This window comes from Streptomyces sp. NPDC017943 (assembly GCF_044328425.1).
GTDB lineage: Bacteria > Actinomycetota > Actinomycetes > Streptomycetales > Streptomycetaceae > Streptomyces > Streptomyces djakartensis_A.
Genome location: NZ_JBIRHH010000004.1, coordinates 175,512 through 197,444, shown reverse-complemented (window position 1 = coordinate 197,444; position 21,933 = coordinate 175,512). Strand labels below are relative to the sequence as shown.

Sequence of the window (21,933 nt, the reverse complement as noted above, 5' to 3'; positions counted from 1 at the left end):
TCTCACAGCCGTTTTTCGGTCCACCCGGGCGTCGGCGGTGCCGGCGGGGTGCCGCAGTGCCGGCGGTGCCGGCCTCAGGCAGTCGCCTCGGGCGGGTCGTCCGACTCCGTTCCGGTCGCCGCGGCCGGGTCGGGCAGTTCCCGCTCGCCTGCCGCGAGCCGGTCGCCGATCTCCCGCAGTCCCGCGAGGTCGTGCACGTCACCCGGCAGCGCCGCCACCTCCGTCACGGCCACCTCGGGGTGGAGCGCGGCGAAGCGGTCACGCGTGCGCTGCTCGCGGGAGAGCAGCTGCATCCGGTCCGCGTGCAGCCTCAGCAGGCCTGCGGTGAGCCGGTCGACGGCCCGCTCGTCCTGCGCGGCGTCCTCGACGGTTCCGCTGTCGTCGCCACCCTCGGTGTTCTCGGTGTTCTCGGTGTTCTCGGTGTTCTCGGCGGGGGAGCCGGGCTCGGGAGCCGGGGCGGCGTCACGTTCTGGGGTTCCGGGCGCGGGAGAGTCTGAACTGTCCTGTGCGTCGGGGGAGTTACGAAGTAGTGCTTTCCCGCCCCCCTGATCCACAATGCGAGCCTCTTCAAGATTTTCCGCGGCGGCGAGCGCCCGCTCGGCCGACAGCCCGTCGGCGCCGCTGCCGTGGACCCGGTTGAGCACCAGCCCGGCGAGCGGCATGTCCTCCGCGGCCAGCCGCTCCACGAAGTAGGCGGCCTCGCGCAACGCGTCCCGCTCCGGGGCCGCGACCACGAGGAACGCCGTACCGGGCGCCTGAAGCAGCTTGTACGTCGCGTCCGCGCGGGTGCGGAAACCGCCGAACGTCGTGTCCATCGCGGAGACGAACGTCTGGACGTCCTTCAGGAGCTGACCGCCGAGCAGCTTGCCCAGGGTGCCGGTCATCATGGACATTCCGACGTTCAGGAACTTCATGCCGGCCCGGCCGCCCAGCTTCGCCGGAGCCGTCAGCAGCCGGATCAGCCGCCCGTCCAGGAACGACCCGAGCCGCTTCGGCGCGTCCAGGAAGTCCAGCGCCGAACGCGAGGGCGGGGTGTCGACGACGATGAGGTCCCACTCGTCCCGGGCGCGCAGCTGCCCGAGCTTCTCCATCGCCATGTACTCCTGCGTGCCCGCGAAGCCTGCCGAGAGCGACTGGTAGAAGGGGTTGTTCAGGATCGCGGCCGCCCGCTCGCGGTCCGCGTGCGCCTCGACGATCTCGTCGAAGGTGCGCTTCATGTCCAGCATCATCGCGTGCAGCTCGCCGCCCGCGGAGTCGTCGATGCCCTTCACCCGGCGCGGGGTGTTGTCCAGGGAGTCGATGCCCATGGACTGGGCCAGCCGGCGGGCCGGGTCGATGGTCAGGACGACGACCTTGCGGCCCCGCTCCGCCGCGCGCAGCCCCAGCGCCGCCGCGGTCGTGGTCTTGCCGACCCCGCCCGAGCCGCAGCAGACCACGATCCGGGTCCGCGGGTCCTCGAGCAGCGGATCGACGTCCAGCGGGCGGGCGGGGGCGAGGCGGTGACGGGCCTGGTCGTGCGTGTGGGCCGGGTCCGGACGACTCATTTCATCCCCTGCTTCCCGCTCGTGACCGACCTCGACCGTGTGCCCCTGGACCGCGGCCCTGGACCGCGCGCCCCTGGACCGCGCGCCCCTGGACCGTGCGTCCCTCGACCGTGCGCCGCCGCTCATGACACGCCCTGCTCGCGCAGCTCGCGCGCCAGGGCGTACAGCCCCGCCAGGTCCATGCCCTCGGCGAACAGCGGCAGTTCGTGCAGCGGCAGGCCCAGCTCGGCGAGGACCGCGCGCTGCTCCTGCTCCAGCGTGTACCGCTCGGCGTACTCCCCGGCCTGGGCGAGCAGCGGGTCCACCAGCCGCTCGGCGTGCCCCCCGCGCCGCGCCCCGCCGAGTCCCGCCGACGACAGCGACCGCGCGACGGTGGAACGCGCCACGGCCCCCACGAGTTCCAGGTCGGCCGCGTCCAGCACCTCCGGGCGGACCATGTTGACGATGACCCGCCCCACCGGCAGCCGGGCCGAACGCAGCTCGGCGATGCCGTCCGCGGTCTCCTGGACGGGCATCTCCTCCAGCAGCGTCACCAGGTGCACCGCCGTCTCCGGCGACTTCAGCACCCGCATCACCGCCTGCGCCTGATTGTGTATCGGGCCGATCTTGGCGAGTCCGGCGACCTCGTCGTTGACGTTCAGGAAGCGGGTGATGCGGCCGGTCGGCGGGGCGTCCATGACCACGTAGTCGTAGGTGAAGCGGCCGCTGCGCTCCTTGCGGCGCACGGCCTCGCACGCCTTGCCGGTCAGCAGGACGTCCCGCAGGCCGGGCGCGATGGTGGTGGCGAAGTCGATCGCGCCGAGCTTCTTCAGGGCCCGTCCCGCGCTGCCCAGCTTGTAGAACATCTGGAGGTAGTCCAGCAGGGCCTGTTCGGGGTCGATGGCGAGGGCGTACACCTCCCCGCCCCCGGGAGCGACGGCGATCTTCCGCTCCTCATAAGGCAGCGCTTCCGTTTCGAAGAGCTGCGCGATGCCCTGGCGGCCCTCGACCTCGACGAGAAGCGTCCGCTTCCCTTCCGTGGCGAGGGCCAGCGCTAGGGCAGCGGCCACCGTGGTCTTGCCGGTACCGCCCTTGCCGCTGACGACCTGGAGCCTGCTCACGTATTCGAGCCTAACCAGTCCGCGCCCGCGCTACGCGGCAGGCTGTGGACAACGGGTGGCGGGGTCGCCCCGGGACCGCGGCCCTGGCCCGTCCGGACACGGGCTAAAGTCGGCCGCATGACCAAGTGGGAATACGCAACCGTGCCGCTGCTCGTCCACGCCACGAAGCAGATCCTGGACACCTGGGGCGAGGACGGCTGGGAGCTCGTCCAGGTCGTGCCCGGGCCGAACAACCCCGAGCAGCTCGTGGCCTACCTGAAGCGGGAGAAGCAGTAGTGGGCGCCGTCGAGGCGAAGCTCGCCGAGCTGGGCCTGACCCTGCCCGACGTGGTCCCGCCGCTGGCGGCGTACCAGCCTGCCGTGCAGTCCGGCCCGTACGTCTACACCGCGGGCCAGCTGCCCATGGTGGACGGCAGGCTCCCGGTCACCGGCAAGGTCGGCGCCGAGGTCACCGCGGAGGAGGCCAAGGAGCTGGCACGCACGTGTGCGCTGAACGCCCTGGCCGCCGTCAAGTCCGTCGCCGGCGACCTGGACCGCATCGCGCGCGTGGTGAAGGTCGTCGGGTTCGTGGCCTCCGCCGCGGACTTCACGGGCCAGCCCGCGGTGCTCAACGGCGCGAGCGAGCTGCTCGGCGAGGTCCTCGGCGACAAGGGCGTGCACGCGCGCAGCGCCGTCGGCGTGGCCGTGCTGCCCCTGGACGCCCCGGTCGAGGTCGAGATCCAGGTGGAGCTCGCGTAGCAGCCCGCACCCCTGCGAGCTGCGCGATCCGTACCCGGGGGCCACTCGAACATCCGGCCGTCACGGGATAGCCTCGCGCCCATGGCGAACGGTCAGTGGTACCCCGCGGAGTGGCCGGACCGCATCCGCGCCCTCGCGGCGGGGACCCTCACTCCGGTGACCCCGAAACGCGCGGCCACCGTCATGCTCCTCAAGGACACGGGCAGCGGCCCCGCCGTCCACATGCTGCGCCGACGCGCCTCCATGGCCTTCGCCGGGGGCGCGTACGCGTACCCGGGCGGCGGTGTGGACCCGCGCGACGACGACCACCAGGTCCGCTGGTCGGGTCCCACGCGCGCGTGGTGGGCCCGGCGGCTCGGCGTCGGCGAGGCGGAGGCCCAGGCGATCGTCTGCGCGGCCGTCCGCGAGACGTACGAGGAGGCGGGCGTGCTGCTCGCCGGTCCGGCGCCCGACGCGGTCGTCGGCGACACCACCGGCGCCGACTGGGAGGCCGACCGCGCCGCCCTGGTCGCCCGGGAGCTGTCGTTCGCGGAGTTCCTCGACCGCCGCGGCCTCGTCCTGCGCTCGGACCTGCTCGGCGCGTGGACCCGCTGGATCACCCCGGAGTTCGAGTCCCGGCGCTACGACACCTGGTTCTTCGTGGCCGCGCTCCCCGAGGGGCAGCGCACGCGCAACGCCTCCACGGAGGCCGACCGCACGGTGTGGATCGCCCCGAGCGACGCGGCGGCCCGGTACGACGAGGGCGAGCTGCTGATGATGCCGCCGACGATCGCGACCCTGCGCCAGCTGACGGCGTACGGCACGGCCGCAGAGGCCCTCGCGGCCGCACCGGAGCGCGACCTGACGCCGGTGCTGGCCACCGCGCGCCTGGTGGACGGGGAGATCGTGCTCTCCTGGCCGGGACACGACGAGTTCACCAAGCACGTTCCGACGTCCCCGACCGGTGGAGCCAGCGCATGACGGACGCCGCAGCCCTGCCCGGCCAGCCCCGCGGCGGGGTCCTGTCCGGGCCCGCCACCGCGCGGGCCGTCAACGTCCTGGCGCCCAACGCGTCGGCGATGACCCTGGACGGCACCAACACCTGGATCCTGTCCGAGCCCGGCTCGGATCTGGCCGTCGTGGTCGATCCGGGACCGCTGGACGACGGGCACCTGCGCCGGGTCGTCGCCACGGCCGGGGAGGCGGGCAAGCGCGTCGCCCTCACGCTGCTGACGCACGGCCACCCGGACCACGCGGAGGGCGCGGCCCGCTTCGCCGAACTGACCGGCACCCGCGTGCGGGCCCTCGATCCGGCCCTGCGCCTCGGCGACGAGGGACTGTCCGCCGGAGACGTGATCACCACCGGCGGTCTCGAACTGCGGGTCGTGCCGACGCCCGGGCACACCGCCGACTCCCTGTCCTTCCACCTCCCCGCCGACGGGGCGGTCCTGACCGGCGACACCGTCCTCGGCCGCGGCACGACTGTCGTGGCCCACCCCGACGGCCGCCTGGGCGACTACCTGGACTCCCTGCGCCGCCTGAGGTCCCTCACCGTCGACGACGGCGTCCACACGGTGCTGCCGGGCCACGGCCCGGTCCTGGAGGACGCCCAGGGCGCCGTCGAGTACTACCTCGCCCACCGCGCCACGCGCCTCGCCCAGGTGGAGACGGCCGTGGAGGACGGCCACCGCACCCCGTCCGCGGTGGTCGCCCACGTCTACGCGGACGTGGACCGCTCCCTGTGGCCGGCGGCGGAACTGTCCGTCCGCGCCCAGCTGGAGTACCTGGAGGAACACGGCCTCATCCAGCGCCCCGGCTAGGAGCCCGGGCAGAGCCTCCCCCGGGACGCCCGCACCGCCCCGTGACACGACGTCGGGCCTCGTCCGTGCAGGACGGGGCCCGATGACGTACGGCCCGGTGGGTGGGCGCTCAGCGGGAGCGCTTGGCGAGGCGTTCGACGTCCAGGAGGATCACTGCGCGGGCCTCCAGACGCAGCCAGCCGCGCTGCGCGAAGTCCGCCAGCGCCTTGTTGACCGTCTCGCGGGACGCGCCGACCAGCTGGGCCAGCTCCTCCTGCGTGAGGTCGTGCACGACGTGGATGCCCTCCTCGGACTGCACGCCGAACCGGCGGGACAGGTCCAGCAGGGCGCGGGCGACACGGCCCGGGACGTCCGAGAAGACCAGGTCGGACATCGCGTCGTTGGTCTTGCGCAGCCGCCGCGCGACGGCGCGCAGCAGGGCCGTGGCCACCTCGGGGCGGGCGTTCAGCCAGGGCTGGAGGTCGGGGTGGCCGAGGCCGAGCAGCTTCACCTCGGTCAGCGCGGTGGCGGTCGCCGTGCGAGGGCCCGGGTCGAACAGCGACAGCTCGCCGATCAGCTCGCCGGGGCCGACCACGGCCAGCATGTTCTCCCGGCCGTCGGGCGACGTGCGGTGCAGCTTGACCTTGCCCTCCGTGACCACGTAGAGGCGATCACCGGGGTCGCCCTCGTGGAACAGCGAGTCCCCGCGGGCGAGGGTCACCTCACTCATGGAGGCGCGGAGCTCCGCGGCCTGCTCGTCATCGAGCGCCGCGAAGAGCGGATTGCGCCGCAGAACGTCGTCCACGAGTTCTCTCCCTTTCGACCTGCTCAGGGGATCTTGCTCCCCTCGTACCAGGGGACCGTGGTGCCCATTTTGCCGGACGGTCCAAACAGTGTGATCTGTCACAAGGATGCCGTACACGTGTCCCGGGGTACGCGGCAGGGGTCCAATTGGGCGCCGATCTTCGGGGGCCGGGGCGGGCGACAGTGCCACGCCCTAGGCTGGCCGGGTGTCCAAATCGCCGGTGAGAGCACAGGCCGAGGGGGCTGCGCGGGTGGTTGTACGTCGCGATTCCGCTGTGGGCGAACAGAGCCCCGATGGCGGTAGGAAAACGGCGAAAGCGACAGAGGAGGCGGCGGTGAGGAAGACGGCGGCCTCGGCGGAGACGACGTCCGCGGCGAAGGGAGCGGCGCCCGTGAAGAGGGCGACGCGTGCCGCGAAGAAGGAGCAGGCACCGGTGGCGGAGAAGACCTCGGCAGCCAAGAAGGCCCCTGCCAAGAAGGCCGGTGCCGGGAAGGCCGCCGCGAAGAAGACCGCCACGAAGGCCCCTGCCAAGACGGCCGCTGCCGGGAAGACCGCCGCCGTGAAGAAGGCGCCGGCCGCCAAGAAGGTCGCCGTCGCGCCCAAGAAGGCCACCGCCCGGGTCAAGGACACCGCTCCCGCCAGAACGGTCGTCCACCCGCCGGGCGACGAGTCGCGCACGGCCCTGGTCCGCCGCGCCCGCCGTATCAACCGCGAGCTGGCCGAGGTCTACCCGTACGCCCACCCCGAGCTGGACTTCGACAACCCCTTCCAACTCGTCGTCGCCACCGTGCTGTCGGCGCAGACCACGGACCTGCGCGTCAACCAGACCACCCCCGCGCTGTTCGCCAGGTACCCCACACCCGAGGACCTGGCCGCCGCCAACCCCGAGGAGGTCGAGGAGATCCTGCGCCCGACCGGCTTCTTCCGGGCCAAGACCAAGTCGGTCATAGGGCTGTCGAAGGCCCTGGTGGAGGAGTTCGGCGGGGAGGTGCCCGGCCGGCTGGAGGACCTGGTCAAGCTGCCCGGGGTCGGCCGCAAGACGGCGTTCGTCGTGCTCGGCAACGCCTTCGGGCGGCCCGGCATCACCGTCGACACGCACTTCCAGCGGCTGGTGCGCCGCTGGCGGTGGACCGCCGAGACCGACCCGGACAAGATCGAGGCCGCCGTCGGCGCGCTCTTCCCCAAGAGCGACTGGACGGACCTGTCGCACCACGTCATCTGGCACGGCCGCCGGATCTGCCACGCCCGCAAGCCGGCCTGCGGCGCCTGCCCGATCGCCCCGCTGTGCCCGGCCTACGGCGAGGGCGAGACGGACCCGGAGAAGGCGAAGAAGCTCCTCAAGTACGAAAAGGGCGGCTTCCCGGGCCAGCGGCTGCGGCCCCCGCAGTCCTACCTGGACGCGGGCGGCACACCGGCGCCGCCGCTGGGGGCCGGATGATCCGCCCGCACCACCCGTACCGCTGCCCGTACCCCCGCCGGTACCACCGGTACCGCCGGCCCGCGGGCCGGGGCAGCTTGGGGGCGTGCCCGGCCTCCTCACGCGCCGCTGCCCACCCCCACGCGAGCTCCCCGATCGGTGGAACAGGGCCGTCCGCGGAACGATCCGCCGGGCGCCGGGCGTTGGAAGCGGCAGGACGACGGGGGTGGCGATGACGCGGGCGAGTGAGACGCAGGGCGGGCCGGTGACGGTGAGCAAGGAGGACCTGCCCGGCTGGCTGGACCCCGTGGTGCGCGCGGTCGAGACGGTCCGGCCGCAGCAGTTGAGCCGCTTCCTGCCGCCCGAGGACGGCGCGGGACGCCAGTCCGCCGTGCTCATCCTGTTCGGGGAGGGCGAGCGCGGCCCCGAGCTGCTGCTCATGGAGCGGGCCAGCTCCCTGCGCTCGCACGCCGGTCAGCCCTCCTTCCCGGGGGGCGCGCTGGACCCCGAGGACGGCGACCCGGCCGGTGACGGCCCGCTGCGGGCCGCTCTGCGCGAGGCCGAGGAGGAGACCGGCCTCGACCCTTCCGGCGTCCAGCTGTTCGGCGTCCTGCCCCGGCTGTACATCCCGGTCAGCGGCTTCGTCGTCACGCCCGTGCTGGGCTGGTGGAGGGTGCCGAGCCCGGTCGGGGTGGTCGACCCGAACGAGACCGCCCGGGTCTTCACCGTCCCCGTGGCCGATCTCACGGATCCGGCGAACCGGGCCACGGCCGTCCACCCCAGCGGTCACCGAGGTCCGGCATTCATGGTCGAATCGGCCCTCGTTTGGGGCTTCACGGCCGGCATCATCGACCGGCTGATGCACTTCGCGGGCTGGGAGCGGCCCTGGGACCGGGAGAAGCAGGTCCCGCTCGACTGGCGCGCATGACAGGGTGGCCTCCGTGAACGTGCTGGACATCTTGTTGCTGGTCGCCGCCGTGTGGTTCGCGGTCGTGGGATACCGCCAGGGGTTCGTCGTCGGCATCCTGTCGGTGATCGGCTTCCTCGGCGGTGGCCTCGTCGCGGTCTACGTGCTGCCCGTCATCTGGGACGCGATGACGGACAAGGCGGAGGTGAGCACGACCGCCGCCGTCGTCGCGGTCGTCGTGGTCATCGTCTGCGCCTCCGTCGGACAGGCCCTGACCACCCACCTCGGCAACAAGCTGCGCCGGCACATCACCTGGTCCCCGGCCCGGGCGCTGGACGCCACCGGCGGCGCCCTGGTCAACGTCGTGGCGATGCTCCTGGTCGCGTGGCTGATCGGCTCGGCCCTCGCGGGCACCACCCTGCCCACGCTCGGCAAGGAGGTCCGCAGCTCCAAGGTGCTGCTGGGCGTCTCGCAGGCGCTGCCCGACCAGGCGGCCACCTGGTTCGCGGACTTCTCCTCCGTCCTCGCGCAGAACGGCTTCCCGCAGGTCTTCAGCCCGTTCTCCAACGAGCCGATCACCGACGTCCGGCCGCCCGACCCGGCGCTGGCCCACAGCCCGGTGGCCACCCGCGCCCAGCGCTCCATCGTCAAGGTGATGGGCACGGCCCCCGACTGCGGGAAGGTCCTGGAGGGCACCGGCTTCGTCTTCGCCGACCGCCGGGTCATGACCAACGCGCACGTGGTGGGCGGCGTCGACGAGCCGACCGTGCAGATAGGCGGCGAGGGCAGGAAGTACGACGCCGAGGTCGTGCTCTACGACTGGCGGCGCGACATCGCCGTCCTGGACGTGCCGGACCTGGACGCGCCCGTGCTGCGCTTCACCGACAAGGACGCGACCAGCGGCGACGGCGCCATCGTCGCGGGCTTCCCGGAGAACGGGGCGTACGACGTGCGGGCCGCGCGCGTGCGCGGACGCATCACGGCCAACGGCCCGGACATCTACCACCGCGGCACGGTCCGCCGCGACGTCTACTCCCTGTACGCGACCGTCCGTCAGGGCAACTCCGGCGGCCCGCTGCTCACCCCCGGCGGCAAGGTCTACGGCGTGGTCTTCGCCAAGAGCCTCGACGACGCCGAGACGGGGTACGCGCTCACCGTGGACGAGATCCGCGAGGACATCACCAAGGGGCGCACCGCCGACCAGCAGGTGGACAGCGACAGCTGCGCGCTCTAGGGCCTGTCGTTTGGATCATTCCGGCGTCGCGGGGCCGGGCACGCCCACCTGCGGCGTTGTCGTCGGTTGCCAACGCTCCGCGTTGACGCCCTCCTCCGCCTTGCATCTGGACGCACCAGGCCCCGCTCGAGTCGGCTGACAGAGCCGAGCCTCATAGCCGGGCTAATCCAAACGACAGACCCTAGCCGCCCTGGGGAGGAACAGCCGGGTTGTCACTCACGCGAGTGACAACTCAGTCACGTGGGTGACGCAGGCGTACGGAGACCCACCGGGCCCGCCGGCGGAGGATGCGCGGGATGCCCACCCGGGGGTCGGCGGTCACCATCTGCGGTGCGCCGCTGCGCCGGTAGGGGTTCGTACCGCTCGCCGAGCGGCGACTGCGGGTTGCGTCACTGTAGTCGTGCGTCCAGCCCATACCGGGACGTGTGCCCCCGCCGCATGGTCCATAACCGCTTCGGCGGCGGCCAATTGGCCTATGCGCCGGGCAAGTGGCCGTTCGTCGGACACGCGTTCAGATCCGGGCGTACCGGGCGCCACCCGGCGGTCACCGGTCGGGTTCGGGATCCCGCAGCCAGTTGATGAGTTCCGCCGAGAACGCGACCGGGTCCTCCTCGTGCGGGAAGTGACCGAGGCCGTCGAACAGGCGCCAGCGGTACGGGGCTTCGACGTACTCCCCGGAGCCGGCCGCGCTGCGCGTGCGCATCACGGGGTCGAGCGAGCCGTGCAGGTGCAGCGTCGGCACCCGCACGGGCCGCTTCATCCGGCGGTTGAACTGGATGCCGTCCGGCCGGGCCAGGGAGCGCACCATCCAGCGGTACGGCTCGACCGCGCAGTGCGCCGCGGAGGGGATGCACAGGGCGCGGCGGTAGTTCTCCAGCGCCTCGTCCTCGGGCGGGCGCGGCCCGGACCAGTCGCGGATCAGCTCCCCGACCAGCGCCCCGTCGTCGGCGGTGAGCTGCCGCTCGGGGATCCAGGGGCGCTGGAACCCCCAGATGTGTGAACCGGCACGCGTCTGCTTGACGTCGCGCAGCATGGCGGCGCGCCAGCGCCGCGGATGGGGCATCGAGGCGACCGCCAGCCGCCGCACCAGCTTGGGGCGCATCGCGGCGGCCGTCCAGGCGAGGTATCCGCCCAGGTCGTGGCCGACCAGCGCGGCGTCGGACTCGCCGAGGGAGCGGATGACGCCGGTGACGTCGAGCGCGAGGTTGGCGGGGTCGTAGCCGCGCGGTGTGCGGTCGCTGCCCCCGACGCCCCGCAGGTCCATGGCCACGGCCCGGAACCCCGCGTCGGCGAGCGCCACCAGCTGGTGCCGCCAGGTCCACCAGAACTGCGGGAACCCGTGCAGCAGCAGCACCAGCGGCCCGTCGCCCAGCTCGGCGATGTGGAAGCGGGCGCCGTTGGCGGCGACGTCGCGGTGGCTCCAGGGGCCGTCCAGGAGGACGGCCGAGGCCGAGGGAGCCGGGGGCGGGGCGGGGTCCGTCATGACGACGAGCGTGCCACAGCCTCGATGGCCTCGGGGACCCGGTCCTTCGGGAGCTCGGGACGCGGGTGCGGCTTGGCGTTCTGCAGGACGACCGCGCTCTCCTTCATCGACGCGGCGACCTTCTGCGGGCCCTTGCTCTTCTTGGCCTTCTTCGCGAAGACCACGCCGATCAGCGCCAGCCCGCCCGCCACCAGCACGTTCGCGGCGAAGGACAGCAGGAAGCAGACGGCGAGGTTCCAGTCCGACCAGGTCCGGATGCCGTACGCCAGCGCGAAGTTCAGCATCGGCAGGGAGAACACCAGGACGGCGCCGGCCAGCGAGAAGGCGCCGCCACTGGTCGCGCCGCGCTTGACGTCCTGCTTGAGCTGCGCCTTCGCCAGCGCGATCTCGTCGTGCACCAGCGCCGACATGTCCGCTGTCGCCGTGGCGAACAGCTGGCCGATGCTGCGTTCGGCGCCGACCGGGCTGCCGTCGGGTGCGCTCATCGCGGTCTCCCTCTTTCGCGTACGGTCCGATTTCCGCTACTCCTGCCGGACCCGCACACGGTCGTCCGCTGCGTCCGGCCCGACTGCGTACGGTCCCGTCTTTTGTACCGTCTCGTCAGATCATGCCGGACGGTGGTGGTCCTCGCCTGCCCCGCCCGGCACTTCGGCAAGCTCGTGGCGCGCGGCCGCCTTCTCCTGGGCGATCCGGCGGTGCTCGGCGGCCTTGCGCTCGTAGATGTCGGCGAGCCGCAGGTGGTAGGCCGGGTCGTCCTCCTCGTAGACGTCCGGGATGCCGTCGGCGTCCTCGTCGCGGTCCTCGTTCTCGCACAGGCTGCGGTACTTGGCGTTCCGTATCTTCAGCAGCACGGTGGCGAGTATCGCGGCGACGAGCGACCCGATCAGCACGGCCGCCTTGACCTCGCCGGTCATCGCCTCGTCGCCCTCGAAGGCGAGTTCGCCGATGAGCAGGGAGACGGTGAAGCCGATGCCGGCGAGGCTCGACACGGCGAACACGTCCGCCCAGGCGAGTTCGTCGCTGAGCGAGGCCCGGGTGAAACGGGCCGTCAGCCAGGTCCCGCCGAAGATGCCGAGGGTCTTGCCGACCACCAGGCCGAGGACGACCCCGAGCGTCTCCGGCTGGGTGAACACGTCCGCGAGGGCCCCGCCCGAGACGGAGACGCCCGCGCTGAACAACGCGAACAGCGGCACGGCCAGCCCCGCCGACAGGGGCCGCACGAGGTGTTCGATGTGCTCGCCGGGGGAGACCTCCTCGCCCTCGCGGCGGTGGCAGCGCAGCATCAGGCCCATGGCGACACCGGCGATGGTGGCGTGGACGCCGCTGTTGTACATCAGCGCCCAGATCACCAGCGCGAGCGGCACGTACACGTACCAGCCGCGCACTCCAGTGCGCAGCAGCAGCCAGAACACGGCCAGCCCGGCGACGGCACCGCCGAGCGCGGCGAAGTCGAGGCTGTCGGTGAAGAACACCGCGATGATCAGGATGGCGAAGAGGTCGTCGACCACGGCCAGAGTGAGCAGGAAGGCGCGCAGGGCGCTCGGCAGCGACGTGCCGATGACCGCCAGCACGGCGAGGGCGAAGGCGATGTCCGTGGCGGTCGGCACCGCCCAGCCCGCCAGCGAGCCGCCCCCGCCGAGGTTGGTGACCGTGTACACCAGCGCGGGTACGGCCATGCCGCACAGCGCGGCGACGACCGGGAGCGCGGCCGCCTTGGGATCGCGCAGATCGCCCGCGACGAGTTCGCGTTTGAGTTCGATGCCGGCGACGAAGAAGAAGACCGCGAGCAGCCCGTCGGCGGCCCAGTGCGCGACCGAGAGATCGAGTCCGAGGGCGGCGGGGCCGAAGTGGAAGTCGGAGACGCTGTCGTAGCTGCCGTGCAGGCCCGGGATGTTCGCCCAGAGCAGCGCGGCGACGGCGGCGACGAGGAGCAGCACGCCGCCCACGGTCTCGGTGCGCAGCGCGTCCGCCACGTAGGTCCGCTCGGGCAGGGACAGCCGGCTGAGGACCTTGCGGGTGGTGGTGGGGCGGGGCGCAGTCACGAGGAGAACCTCCGGGAGGTGGGCAGGACGGAGCACATGCCGACCAGACTTCCCGGCGCACCATGGAGCACTTGTACTTCTTAGTTTAGCTAAGGGAGTGGTCGCCCGCATCCCTTGATCTGCGGCGGAAGCGCGCGGAGGGCACCCGGCGTACCGCTCACCGGGTGCCCTCCGCGGCCTGTGCCATGCCCGCGTGCGATCAGTCCTCGCTGGGCGCCGCCGGCAGCTTGGCCTGGATGAGGTCCATGACCGTGGAGTCCGTCAGCGTGGTCACGTCACCCAGCTGGCGGTTCTCGGCGACGTCCCGCAGCAGCCGGCGCATGATCTTGCCGGAGCGCGTCTTGGGCAGCTCGGCCACGGGCAGGATCCGCTTGGGCTTGGCGATCGGGCCGAGGGTGTTGCCGACGTGCGTGCGCAGCTCGCCGACCAGGTCCTCGGTCTCGGCGGCCGTACCGCGCAGGATCACGAACGCGACGATCGCCTGCCCGGTCGTCTCGTCCGCCGCGCCGACCACGGCCGCCTCGGCGACCGAGGGGTGCGACACCAGCGCGGACTCGACCTCGGTGGTGGAGATGTTGTGCCCGGAGACGAGCATGACGTCGTCGACCCGGCCCAGCAGCCAGATGTCGCCGTCGTCGTCCTTCTTGGCGCCGTCACCGGCGAAGTACTTGCCCTCGAAGCGCGACCAGTAGGTGTCGAGGAACCGCTGGTCGTCGCCCCAGATGGTGCGCAGCATCGACGGCCAGGGCTCGGTGAGCACCAGGTAACCGCCCCCGCCGTTCGGCACCTCGTTGGCCTCGTCGTCGACGACCGTCGCGGAGATGCCGGGCAGCGGCGTCTGCGCCGAGCCGGGCTTGGTCGCGGTCACGCCCGGCAGCGGGGTGATCATCATCGAGCCGGTCTCGGTCTGCCACCAGGTGTCGACGACCGGGGTGCGGTCGCCGCCGATGTTCTTGCGGTACCAGACCCACGCCTCGGGGTTGATCGGCTCGCCCACCGAGCCCAGCACGCGCAGGCTGGACAGGTCGAACTTGGCGGGGATGTCGTCGCCCCACTTCATGAACGTGCGGATCGCGGTCGGCGCGGTGTAGAGGATCGTCACGCCGTACTTCTGGACGATCTCCCAGAAGCGGCCCTGGTGCGGGGTGTCGGGCGTGCCCTCGTACATGACCTGCGTCGCGCCGTTGGCCAGCGGACCGTAGACGATGTACGAGTGGCCGGTGACCCAGCCGACGTCGGCGGTGCACCAGTAGACGTCGGTCTCCGGCTTGAGGTCGAAGACGGCGTGGTGGGTGTAGGCGGTCTGGGTGAGGTAGCCGCCGGAGGTGTGCAGGATGCCCTTCGGCTTCCCCGTGGTGCCCGAGGTGTAGAGGATGAACAGCGGGTGCTCGGCGTTGAACGCCTGCGGGGCGTGCTCGGCGCTCTGCCGCTCCACGAGCTCGTGCCACCACACGTCGCGGCCCTCGGTGAAGGCGACCTCCTGGCCCGTGCGGCGCACGACCAGGACGTGCTCGACATTGCCCGCCTTCTCGACGGCCTCGTCCACGGCCGGCTTGAGCGCGGACGGCTTGCCCCGGCGGTAGCCGCCGTCGGAGGTGATGACCACGCGCGCGTCGGCGTCCTGGATGCGGGTGGCGAGGGCGTCGGAGGAGAAGCCGCCGAACACGACCGAGTGCGCGGCGCCGATGCGGGCGCAGGCCAGCATGGCGATCGCCGTCTCGGGGATCATCGGCATGTAGATAGCGACCCGGTCCCCGGCCTGGACACCGAGCTCCAGCAGCGCGTTGGCCGCCTTGGAGACCTCGTCCTTGAGCTCGGCGTAGGTGAGGGCGCGGCTGTCGCCGGGCTCGCCCTCGAAGTGGATGGCGACCCGGTCGCCGTGCCCGGCCTCGACGTGCCGGTCGACGCAGTTGTAGGCGACGTTGAGCTCGCCGTCCTTGAACCACTTGGCGAACGGCGGGTTCGACCAGTCGAGGATCTCGGTGAACTCCTTGGCCCAGGTCAGCCGGCGGGCCTGCTCGGCCCAGAAGCCGAGCCTGTCAGCCTTGGCCTGTTCGTACGCCTCCGCGGTGACGTTGGCGTTCGCGGCCAGGTCGGCGGGGGGCGAGAAGCGTCGCTCCTCCTTCAGGAGGTTGGCCAGGCTTTCGTTGCTCACGGCATCTGCCTTTCCCAGGGTGTCCGTTGTGTCCCAAGCCACAGCTCATCAGACCCGGGGGTGCGCTGACAAGGGCCGACCGCCGATTGGTTTAGACCTGTCGACGGTGCTGGTGGCGGTGCTGCCCGGGACCGGGGTCATCCGTACCCACGGACGCCGACCAGGGAAAGTTCACGCGGGGGTTCGCTGTGCTGGGGTGCTGGGGTGCTGGGGTGTCGGGGTGCTGGGGTGCTGGGGGCGCCGGGGTGCTGGGGCGCCGGGCCGCCGGGGCCGGGGGCGTGAGCGAGGGCGCCGGGCGCGGCGGGGCAGGGCGTGCGGCCGCGCCCGCCACGCGGCCGCACGCCCTGCCCGCTCAGCGCGCCGGCGGCTTCACGCCGTCACGTCCGCCTCCCGTACGCGGTCGAAGACGCCACCGGCCTCCGTCTCGGTGAGCAGGTACGCCTCCGCCTCGCCCACGTGGAAGTACATGCCCTGCAACTCCAGCGCCCCCTTCTCCAGGGCCCGGGCCACCGACTCGTGTGCGCGCAGATGCTCCAGCTGCTGGACGACGTTGGTCAGGCACAGCTGCTCGACCGCGTCCTCGGGCATCCGGCCGGCCAGTCTGCTCCAGGGCCGGCTGCCGTCGCCCATCCGCTCCAGGCTCGGCATACCGTGCCGCAGCCACCGCTGCAACGGGGTCCGTCCACCGCCGGGCTCGGCACCGAGCAGGGCCTGCATGGCCCCGCATCCCGAGTGCCCGCACACGGTGATGGAGCGCACGCCCAGGACGTCCACGGCGTACTCGATCGCCGCGGCCACCGAGTCGTCGCCGCTCTCCTCGCCCGGGCGGGGGACGAGGTTGCCCACGTTGCGCACCACGAACAGGTCACCCGGGCCACTGGAGGTGATCATCGACGTGACCAGCCGGGAGTCGGCGCAGGTCAGGAAGAGCTGCGAAGGCCGCTGTCCCTCACGCGCCAGCCGGGCCAGCTCGCTGCGCACCAGGGGTGCGGTGTTGCGCTGGAACGCGCTGATGCCGCGCGCCAGTTCGTGCCCGCTGCCCCCACCCTGGCCCACCGCATCCGACGGCGCCGGCTCGGAACCGTCCGTCCTCCCCGACGGGTTCCGCTCGCGCTCCTGGGCGGCGGACTCGGGGCGGTCGCACTGGTGATTGCGCCAGGGCGTCCAGGGCCGGCAGCGGCAACCGGTGAGATCCTGGGGCTCGGAGATGCGGATGCCGGGGTGGCGTCCGGTGATCTCCACACCGCCGCCCTGCGAGGTGTGCGTCTTCTGCCAGTCCTGCAGCGTCTCGTACGCGGCGTGGTCCATGAACGACCCGTCCAGCTCGACGACGGCGTCGGCGCCGTGCGGCACGAGGTGCAGGGCGCGGCTGAGCCGCGGCACGGCGAGGAACGTCAACTGACCTCTGACGTGGACGTGATGGACTCCTTCCCTCTCCTCGTGCGTGATGCGGGTGCGGGTGAGGCGGTGCAGGGCGACGCCGACAGCCATGGCGATCCCCAGCGCCACGCCCTGGAGGACGCCGAGGAGCACCACGCCCAGGGTCGTCACGGCGTAGACCCACACCTCCCGGTGGCGGGTCACCGTGCGGATGTGGTTCAGGGACACCATCTGGATGCCGACGGCCATCACCAGGGCGGCGAGCGAGGCGAGGGGGATGAACTCCAGGATCGGGACCATCAGCAGGGTGGCGAACACCACGAGAACGCCGTGCAGCATCGTGGAGTTCCGGCTCACCGCTCCCGCGTGCACATTCGCCGTACTGCGCACCGCGACACCGGCGATGGGCAGACCGCCGAGCGAGCCGGAGACGATGTTGGCGGCTCCCTGGCCGAGCAGTTCGCGGTCGAGGTCGGAGCGTCCGACCCGCGCGGGCAGGCCCGGGCGGCCGGCCACCAGCTTGTCCACGGCGACCGCGCCGAGCAGCGACTGCACGCTGCACACCAGGGTCGTCGTGAGCACGGCGGCCACCAGGCCCAGGACGGGGCCCTCGGGGAGCCCGGCCAGCGCGTGGTTGCTCCAGGACGGCAGGTCCACCTTGGGCAGGCGCAGGCCCGTGAGCGCGGCGACCGCGGTGGCCCCCGCGACGGCCACGAGCGCGGCCGGGACCTTGCGCAGCACCCGGCCGGCCCGGCCGGGCAGTCTCGGCCAGAGCAGCAGCAGGGTCAGGGTGAGCACGCTCACCGACACCGACGCCGGGCGCATGTCCGCCAACTGTGCGGGCAGGGCACGCAGGTTGTCGGGCACGGAGCTCTGTGGAGTGCCGCCGAGCACGATGTGGAGCTGGGCGACGGCGATGGTGACGCCGATCCCGGCGAGCATGCCGTGCACGATGGCGGGGCTGACGGCGAGGGCGCCCCGGGCCACGCGCAGGCAGCCCAGACCGAGTTGGGCGAGCCCCGCGAGGACGGTGATGGCGCAGGTCGTCCGCCAGCCGTAGCGCTGGATGAGGTCGGCGGTGACGACGGTGAGGCCGGCGGCCGGTCCGCTCACCTGGAGCGCGGAGCCACCGAGCCGGCCGACGACCAGCCCGCCCACGGCGGCGGCGACGAGGCCGGCCTGGAGGGGGGCGCCGGTGGCGAGGGCGATGCCCAGGGACAGGGGCAGGGCGATCAAGAAGACCGCGATCGAGGCCGACACGTCGGCTCCCGCGATCCGGTAGCGGCGGGGGCCGGTGGGCGGCGGACTGTGGGGTGGATGGGTGCGCTCGGTCCGGTTCGGGTCGGCGGCGCGGGTGGGGACGCAGGCTGACATGGGTTCCCGTCTCCTCCGGGGCTGCGCGGTCGCATGACTGGGGTCCCCGCTCCAGCGGGGTCGGTCGCGGCCGTTGGGTCACGGCGTGAATCGGCGGGATGAATCAACGCTCGGTAAACGGATCGTAATGCAGAGTAAAGGCGGGGCATAGACTTTCCGGGCAAATGGGTGAATGCATCATCCGGAAGAGTGGCGTGGATATTTGATCGGCTTGTCGTACTAATTCCTTCTCCGGGTCGTGCGAATTTGGCGGCGCTGTCGGCACCCGAGAGAAGGAAGAAGGTGGGCGGAACATGGCCGCCACCCACAGGATCGCCGCGTGCTCCGTGATCGCCGCGGTCTGCGCCGCATCGCTCGCCGGTTGCGGGACCGGCACCCCGCGGCAAAGCAACCCCGAACCGTCCAAGGCGAAGCCCGCCCAGGCCCCGAAGAGCATGGTCCGCCTGATCGGGGACGGCTCCACCGCCTACACCGGCGCCCAGCCGCACCTGCCCACCCCCGAGCGGCTGCGCCCGGGCCAGAAGCCGCCGCAGTTCGTCGTCTTCTCCTGGGACGGCGCCGGTGAGGACAGCCAGAAGCTGTTCTCGCACTTCCGCAAGGTCGCCAAGGAGAACAAGGCGACCATGACGTACTTCCTGAGCGGCGTGTACATGCTGCCCGAGGAGAAGCGCGACCGGTACCGGCCGCCCCAGCACTCCCCGGGCCGCTCCGACATCGGCTTCAACGACCGCAGCGGCATCGCCGCCACCGCGAAGCAGCTGCGCCTGGCGTGGCTGGAGGGCAACGAGATCGGCACCCACTTCAACGGCCACTTCTGCGGCAGCGGCGGGGGAGTCGGCGAGTGGTCGGTGGACGACTGGAAGGACGAGATCTCCCAGGCCAAGCAGTTCGTGAAGACCTGGAAGACCAGCACCGGCATGAAGGACGCGGCCCCGCTGCCCTTCGACTACGACAAGGAACTGATCGGCGCCCGCACACCCTGCCTCGAGGGCCAGCACAACTTCATGCGGGCCGCCCGCGACCTGGGCTTCCGCTACGACACCAGCGGCGTCAACGACCAGGTCTGGCCCAAGCGGAAGCAGGGCCTGTGGGACCTGTCCATGCAGCTCGTGCCGTTCCCCGGCCACTCCTTCGAGCAGCTCACCATGGACTACAACTTCATGGTCAACCAGTCGGGCACCAAGACCCAGGGCAACCCCGCCATGCACGACTTCTGGGGCGACCAGATGCGCGACGGCCTCCTCGCGGGTTTCCAGAGGGCGTACGACGGCAACCGCGCGCCCCTGATCATCGGCAACCACTTCGAGTCCTGGAACGGCGGCACCTACATGCGGGCCGTCGAGGAGGTCATCGAGACCGTCTGCACCAAGCAGGAGGTGCGCTGCGTCTCGTTCCGTCAGCTCGCGGACTGGCTGGACGCTCAGGACCCGAAGACGCTGGAGAAGCTGCGCACCCTGAAGGTGGGGGAGGCGCCCAAGGGCGGCTGGGAGGCCTTCCTGTCGAACCGCCCGGCTCCGGCGCCGAAGGGCGTACCGGGCGCCCCGGCGGCCAGGGACTAGTCCGCAAGCACGCTTCACGTAGGCCTACAGGAGGCCTTCCGTCGCTCCACGCGCGAGTGGAGCGACGGAAGGCCCCTACGTGCGCGTGAAGAAGGCCACTCCGCCGCAGGGTGGGGCCGCGGGATGCGTAGGGTCGTACTCATGAGTACAGCAGGTGCGACCGATCCGCTCGCGGCCCTGGGCACGCTGCCCGGTGTGGCCGATTCCGTGGAGTCCGTGCGCAAGGCCGTGGACCGGGTCTACGGGCACCGGATCATGCGGCGGCGCAGCAACGAGATCACCTCCGAGGCGGCCCTGCGCGGTGCCCGCGGCTCGGCCGCGCTGTCGGGTGCGGACTGGGCCCTGGAGGAGGTGCGCCGCCGTACGGACTTCAGCGGGGACGCCGAGGCGCGCACCGTGGGCGCCGCGCTGCGGCTCACCGCGGAGGCGGGCCAGCTGCTGTCGATCTGGCGGCAGTCACCGGTGCGGGTCCTGGCCCGGCTGCACCTCGTGGCGGCCGCCGAGCAGGCCGACCACGTGGGCCGCCCCCGCCAGGAGGGCGAGCCCGTCGACGAACCCCTGGTCGGCCTGCCCCTGCCCGAGGCCGCCGAGACGCACGGCCGGCTGGAGGGACTCGCCGAGCTGATCGTCGCGGGCGGCTCCGCTCCCGCCCTGGTCACGGCGGCCGTGGTGCACGGCGAACTGCTGGCGCTGCGCCCCTTCACCTCGCACAACGGCCTGGTCGCGCGCACCGCAGAGCGGATCGTCCTGGTCGGCAGCGGCCTGGACCCGAAGTCCGTCTGCCCGGCCGAGGTCGGTCACGGCGAACTGGGCCGCGCCGCCTATCTGAAGGCGCTCGACGGCTATGTCTCCGGTACCCCCGAGGGAATGGCCGCATGGATCGCCCACTGCGGCAGGGCGGTCGAACTGGGCGCCCGGGAGTCGACGGCGGTGTGCGAGGCACTGCAGCGCGGAGCCGCGTGACGCCGCGGCACCCGCCGGAACGTCCGGAACACGAAAATGCGGCGGTACGAGAACTCGTACCGCCGCTGGCATGACCATCGGGTTACCAAGCGTCCTCGATATGTGCCCATCAGGCCGGGGACTTTGCCCGTCACCTGGTGCGGCTGGCCCGTAATCGACGGGTCGACGTCGCGTGGGTGCCCGGTGTTCATGCGCGGTCCGTGGGGCCAAATGCGTGTTAAAGGTGATCCTTTCGGATGTCCTTGGTCTCGCGGGCCGTTGAATCCTTTGTACTCCTGACCCGGTGGTAGCGGAAGTCCGGGCCGCAGTTCTTTACTTTTAGGTTCAAACAGGGCGTCCGTGCGGGGCGATCAGGCGGCCGATGTCCGGCGCCGGCTGGCGTACCAGACGAGTCCCGCGGTGGCCGCCGCCGCACCTATCGCGGCGATCGCGACGAGCGCCGGACGCTGTGGCACCGAGAAGGCGGGCATGCGCTGCTTGAGCCGCACCGGACGGTGGAAGTCCAGGATCGGCCAGCCCCGCGCGAGGGCCTCGCGGCGCAGCGCGCGGTCCGGGTTCACGGCGTAGGGGTGGCCGACGGACTCCAGCATCGGCACATCCGTGGCGGAGTCGCTGTAGGCGTAGCAGCGGCTGAGGTCGTACCCCTCGGACTCGGCCAGCTCCCTGACGGCCTCGGCCTTCGTGGGGCCGTACGCGTAGTACTCCACCTCGCCGGTGAAGCAGCCGTCCTCGCCCACGACCATGCGGGTGGCCACCACCCGGTCGGCGCCGAGGAGTTCGCCGATCGGCTCGACCACCTCCGCGCCCGACGTGGACACGATCACCACGTCGCGGCCGGCGGTGTGATGCCCCTCGATGAGGGAGGCGGCCTCGTCGTAGATGATCGGGTCGATCAGGTCGTGCAGTGTCTCGGCGACGATCTCCTTGACCTGCTGGACGTTCCAGCCGCGGCACAGTGCGGACAGGTAGGCGCGCATGCGCTCCATCTGTTCGTGGTCGGCGCCGCCGGCCAGGAAGACGAACTGGGAGTACGCGGTCCGCAAGACGGCCCTGCGGTTGATCAGACCGCCTTGGTAGAACGACTTGCTGAAGGTGAGCGTGCTCGACTTCGCAATGACCGTCTTGTCCAGGTCAAAGAAGGCCGCTGTGCGGGGCAAGGAGTGGTTTTCCACGCCCTTGAGCATAGGGGCAGCCCATTCGGCGTAAGGTGTGGCGCGTGGGTTTGCCTGAGAGGGCTCTCGGGTACACCATGGAAGTCACGGATCGTTCGCGACCGTGCTAACCCGGCCCGACTCCTCCCCCCCCCGAGTCGGCCGTGGGGACGACCCCCGCTCTCCCCCCCGGCGGGGGTCGTCGCATGTCCGGGTGGGTTTTTCCTTCCTTCGCGCGGCCTTGACGCCGCCTCGCAGCGGCCGCGGCCGCTCCTTCGGCGCGCCCTGGAATCGTCACTGTGTG

The 21,933-nt window shown here is 72.0% G+C and carries 19 protein-coding genes; 9 read left to right on the top strand and 10 right to left on the bottom strand.

Translation table 11 applies throughout. From position 1 onward, the window contains the following. Positions 1–74: 74 nt before the first annotated feature. Together ACH4C6_RS14450 and ACH4C6_RS14445 are read right to left on the bottom strand one after the other, a co-directional pair. Entirely contained in the window at positions 75–1,544 is a 1,470-nt protein-coding gene (locus ACH4C6_RS14450; protein ID WP_398108900.1) for an ArsA family ATPase, read from the bottom strand. 122 nt (positions 1,545–1,666) lie between these two features. Further along, positions 1,667–2,644 (bottom strand): ArsA family ATPase, encoded by a 978-nt coding sequence (locus tag ACH4C6_RS14445; protein ID WP_398108899.1) that lies wholly within the window; start codon positions 2,642–2,644, stop codon positions 1,667–1,669. A gap of 117 nt (positions 2,645–2,761) precedes the next feature. Here ACH4C6_RS14445 and ACH4C6_RS14440 point away from each other — a divergent pair, with 117 nt between their 5' ends. The 4 genes from ACH4C6_RS14440 to ACH4C6_RS14425 all read left to right on the top strand — a co-directional run bounded on the left by ACH4C6_RS14440 (position 2,762) and on the right by ACH4C6_RS14425 (position 5,180). Beyond that, positions 2,762–2,920, top strand: coding sequence for a DUF4177 domain-containing protein (locus ACH4C6_RS14440; RefSeq protein ID WP_003991873.1), 159 nt, complete (start codon positions 2,762–2,764; stop codon positions 2,918–2,920). Continuing rightward, on the top strand, positions 2,920–3,381 hold the full coding sequence (locus ACH4C6_RS14435) for a RidA family protein (protein ID WP_398108898.1): 462 nt from the start codon (positions 2,920–2,922) through the stop codon (positions 3,379–3,381). Before ACH4C6_RS14440 ends, ACH4C6_RS14435 begins: the two co-directional genes overlap by 1 nt. Positions 3,382–3,462: 81 nt before the next feature. Further along, positions 3,463–4,341: an NUDIX hydrolase gene (locus ACH4C6_RS14430; RefSeq protein WP_398108897.1), complete on the top strand. Its 879-nt coding sequence runs from the start codon at positions 3,463–3,465 to the stop codon at positions 4,339–4,341. Beyond that, positions 4,338–5,180 (top strand): MBL fold metallo-hydrolase, encoded by an 843-nt coding sequence (locus tag ACH4C6_RS14425; protein WP_398108896.1) that lies wholly within the window; start codon positions 4,338–4,340, stop codon positions 5,178–5,180. The genes ACH4C6_RS14430 and ACH4C6_RS14425 overlap by 4 nt, the downstream gene beginning before the upstream one ends. Positions 5,181–5,289: 109 nt before the next feature. Here the strand turns inward: ACH4C6_RS14425 and ACH4C6_RS14420 are convergent, their stop codons facing one another. Next, complete coding sequence (locus ACH4C6_RS14420; RefSeq protein ID WP_369198385.1) at positions 5,290–5,964, bottom strand: Crp/Fnr family transcriptional regulator; 675 nt, start codon at positions 5,962–5,964, stop codon at positions 5,290–5,292. Between the two features lie 433 nt (positions 5,965–6,397). On the opposite strand from ACH4C6_RS14420, the gene nth reads away from it, so the two are divergent. From nth to ACH4C6_RS14405, 3 genes are all read left to right on the top strand, one after another. Further along, positions 6,398–7,402 carry an endonuclease III gene (gene nth, locus ACH4C6_RS14415; RefSeq protein ID WP_398109343.1) on the top strand — a complete coding sequence of 335 codons (1,005 nt, stop codon included), beginning with the start codon at positions 6,398–6,400 and terminating at the stop codon, positions 7,400–7,402. Positions 7,403–7,613: 211 nt separating this feature from the next. Continuing rightward, positions 7,614–8,309 (top strand): NUDIX hydrolase, encoded by a 696-nt coding sequence (locus tag ACH4C6_RS14410; RefSeq protein ID WP_398108895.1) that lies wholly within the window; start codon positions 7,614–7,616, stop codon positions 8,307–8,309. 13 nt (positions 8,310–8,322) lie between these two features. Beyond that, complete coding sequence (locus ACH4C6_RS14405) at positions 8,323–9,522, top strand: MarP family serine protease (RefSeq protein ID WP_398108894.1); 1,200 nt, start codon at positions 8,323–8,325, stop codon at positions 9,520–9,522. A gap of 232 nt (positions 9,523–9,754) precedes the next feature. Here ACH4C6_RS14405 and ACH4C6_RS14400 read toward each other — a convergent pair whose 3' ends face one another. The 6 genes from ACH4C6_RS14400 to ACH4C6_RS14375 form a co-directional block, all read right to left on the bottom strand. Further along, a complete protein-coding gene (locus tag ACH4C6_RS14400; protein WP_333932212.1) occupies positions 9,755–9,937 on the bottom strand; it encodes a hypothetical protein in 183 nt (60 codons plus the stop codon). A gap of 129 nt (positions 9,938–10,066) precedes the next feature. Then, entirely contained in the window at positions 10,067–11,005 is a 939-nt protein-coding gene (locus ACH4C6_RS14395) for an alpha/beta fold hydrolase (protein WP_398108893.1), read from the bottom strand. Next, the gene (locus tag ACH4C6_RS14390; protein ID WP_398108892.1) at positions 11,002–11,490 is read right to left on the bottom strand and encodes a phage holin family protein; all 489 of its coding nucleotides are present in this window, start codon (positions 11,488–11,490) and stop codon (positions 11,002–11,004) included. The genes ACH4C6_RS14395 and ACH4C6_RS14390 overlap by 4 nt, the downstream gene beginning before the upstream one ends. Positions 11,491–11,610: 120 nt before the next feature. After that, positions 11,611–13,047: a Na+/H+ antiporter NhaA gene (gene nhaA / locus ACH4C6_RS14385; RefSeq protein WP_398108891.1), complete on the bottom strand. Its 1,437-nt coding sequence runs from the start codon at positions 13,045–13,047 to the stop codon at positions 11,611–11,613. 199 nt (positions 13,048–13,246) lie between these two features. Continuing rightward, positions 13,247–15,202: an acetate--CoA ligase gene (acs, locus tag ACH4C6_RS14380; RefSeq protein WP_398108890.1), complete on the bottom strand. Its 1,956-nt coding sequence runs from the start codon at positions 15,200–15,202 to the stop codon at positions 13,247–13,249. A gap of 369 nt (positions 15,203–15,571) precedes the next feature. After that, positions 15,572–17,956 carry a bifunctional SulP family inorganic anion transporter/carbonic anhydrase gene (locus ACH4C6_RS14375; RefSeq protein WP_398108889.1) on the bottom strand — a complete coding sequence of 795 codons (2,385 nt, stop codon included), beginning with the start codon at positions 17,954–17,956 and terminating at the stop codon, positions 15,572–15,574. A gap of 293 nt (positions 17,957–18,249) precedes the next feature. Here ACH4C6_RS14375 and ACH4C6_RS14370 point away from each other — a divergent pair, with 293 nt between their 5' ends. Then, positions 18,250–19,515 (top strand): hypothetical protein, encoded by a 1,266-nt coding sequence (locus ACH4C6_RS14370; protein WP_398108888.1) that lies wholly within the window; start codon positions 18,250–18,252, stop codon positions 19,513–19,515. Between the two features lie 141 nt (positions 19,516–19,656). Continuing rightward, positions 19,657–20,478 carry an oxidoreductase gene (locus ACH4C6_RS14365; RefSeq protein ID WP_398108887.1) on the top strand — a complete coding sequence of 274 codons (822 nt, stop codon included), beginning with the start codon at positions 19,657–19,659 and terminating at the stop codon, positions 20,476–20,478. 350 nt (positions 20,479–20,828) lie between these two features. Here ACH4C6_RS14365 and ACH4C6_RS14360 read toward each other — a convergent pair whose 3' ends face one another. Further along, a complete protein-coding gene (locus ACH4C6_RS14360; protein ID WP_398108886.1) occupies positions 20,829–21,662 on the bottom strand; it encodes an HAD family hydrolase in 834 nt (277 codons plus the stop codon). Positions 21,663–21,933: the final 271 nt, after the last annotated feature.

Coding starts and splice junctions, on each gene's coding strand:
- ACH4C6_RS14450 (WP_398108900.1), bottom strand. CDS start 1,544: ATGAGTCGTCCGGACCCGGCCCACACGCACGACCAGGCCCGTCACCGC.
- ACH4C6_RS14440 (WP_003991873.1), top strand. CDS start 2,762: ATGACCAAGTGGGAATACGCAACCGTGCCGCTGCTCGTCCACGCCACG.
- ACH4C6_RS14430 (WP_398108897.1), top strand. CDS start 3,463: ATGGCGAACGGTCAGTGGTACCCCGCGGAGTGGCCGGACCGCATCCGC.
- ACH4C6_RS14425 (WP_398108896.1), top strand. CDS start 4,338: ATGACGGACGCCGCAGCCCTGCCCGGCCAGCCCCGCGGCGGGGTCCTG.
- ACH4C6_RS14410 (WP_398108895.1), top strand. CDS start 7,614: ATGACGCGGGCGAGTGAGACGCAGGGCGGGCCGGTGACGGTGAGCAAG.
- ACH4C6_RS14400 (WP_333932212.1), bottom strand. CDS start 9,937: ATGGGCTGGACGCACGACTACAGTGACGCAACCCGCAGTCGCCGCTCG.
- ACH4C6_RS14395 (WP_398108893.1), bottom strand. CDS start 11,005: ATGACGGACCCCGCCCCGCCCCCGGCTCCCTCGGCCTCGGCCGTCCTC.
- ACH4C6_RS14390 (WP_398108892.1), bottom strand. CDS start 11,490: ATGAGCGCACCCGACGGCAGCCCGGTCGGCGCCGAACGCAGCATCGGC.
- ACH4C6_RS14375 (WP_398108889.1), bottom strand. CDS start 17,956: ATGTCAGCCTGCGTCCCCACCCGCGCCGCCGACCCGAACCGGACCGAG.
- ACH4C6_RS14370 (WP_398108888.1), top strand. CDS start 18,250: ATGGCCGCCACCCACAGGATCGCCGCGTGCTCCGTGATCGCCGCGGTC.
- ACH4C6_RS14365 (WP_398108887.1), top strand. CDS start 19,657: ATGAGTACAGCAGGTGCGACCGATCCGCTCGCGGCCCTGGGCACGCTG.
- ACH4C6_RS14360 (WP_398108886.1), bottom strand. CDS start 21,662: ATGCTCAAGGGCGTGGAAAACCACTCCTTGCCCCGCACAGCGGCCTTC.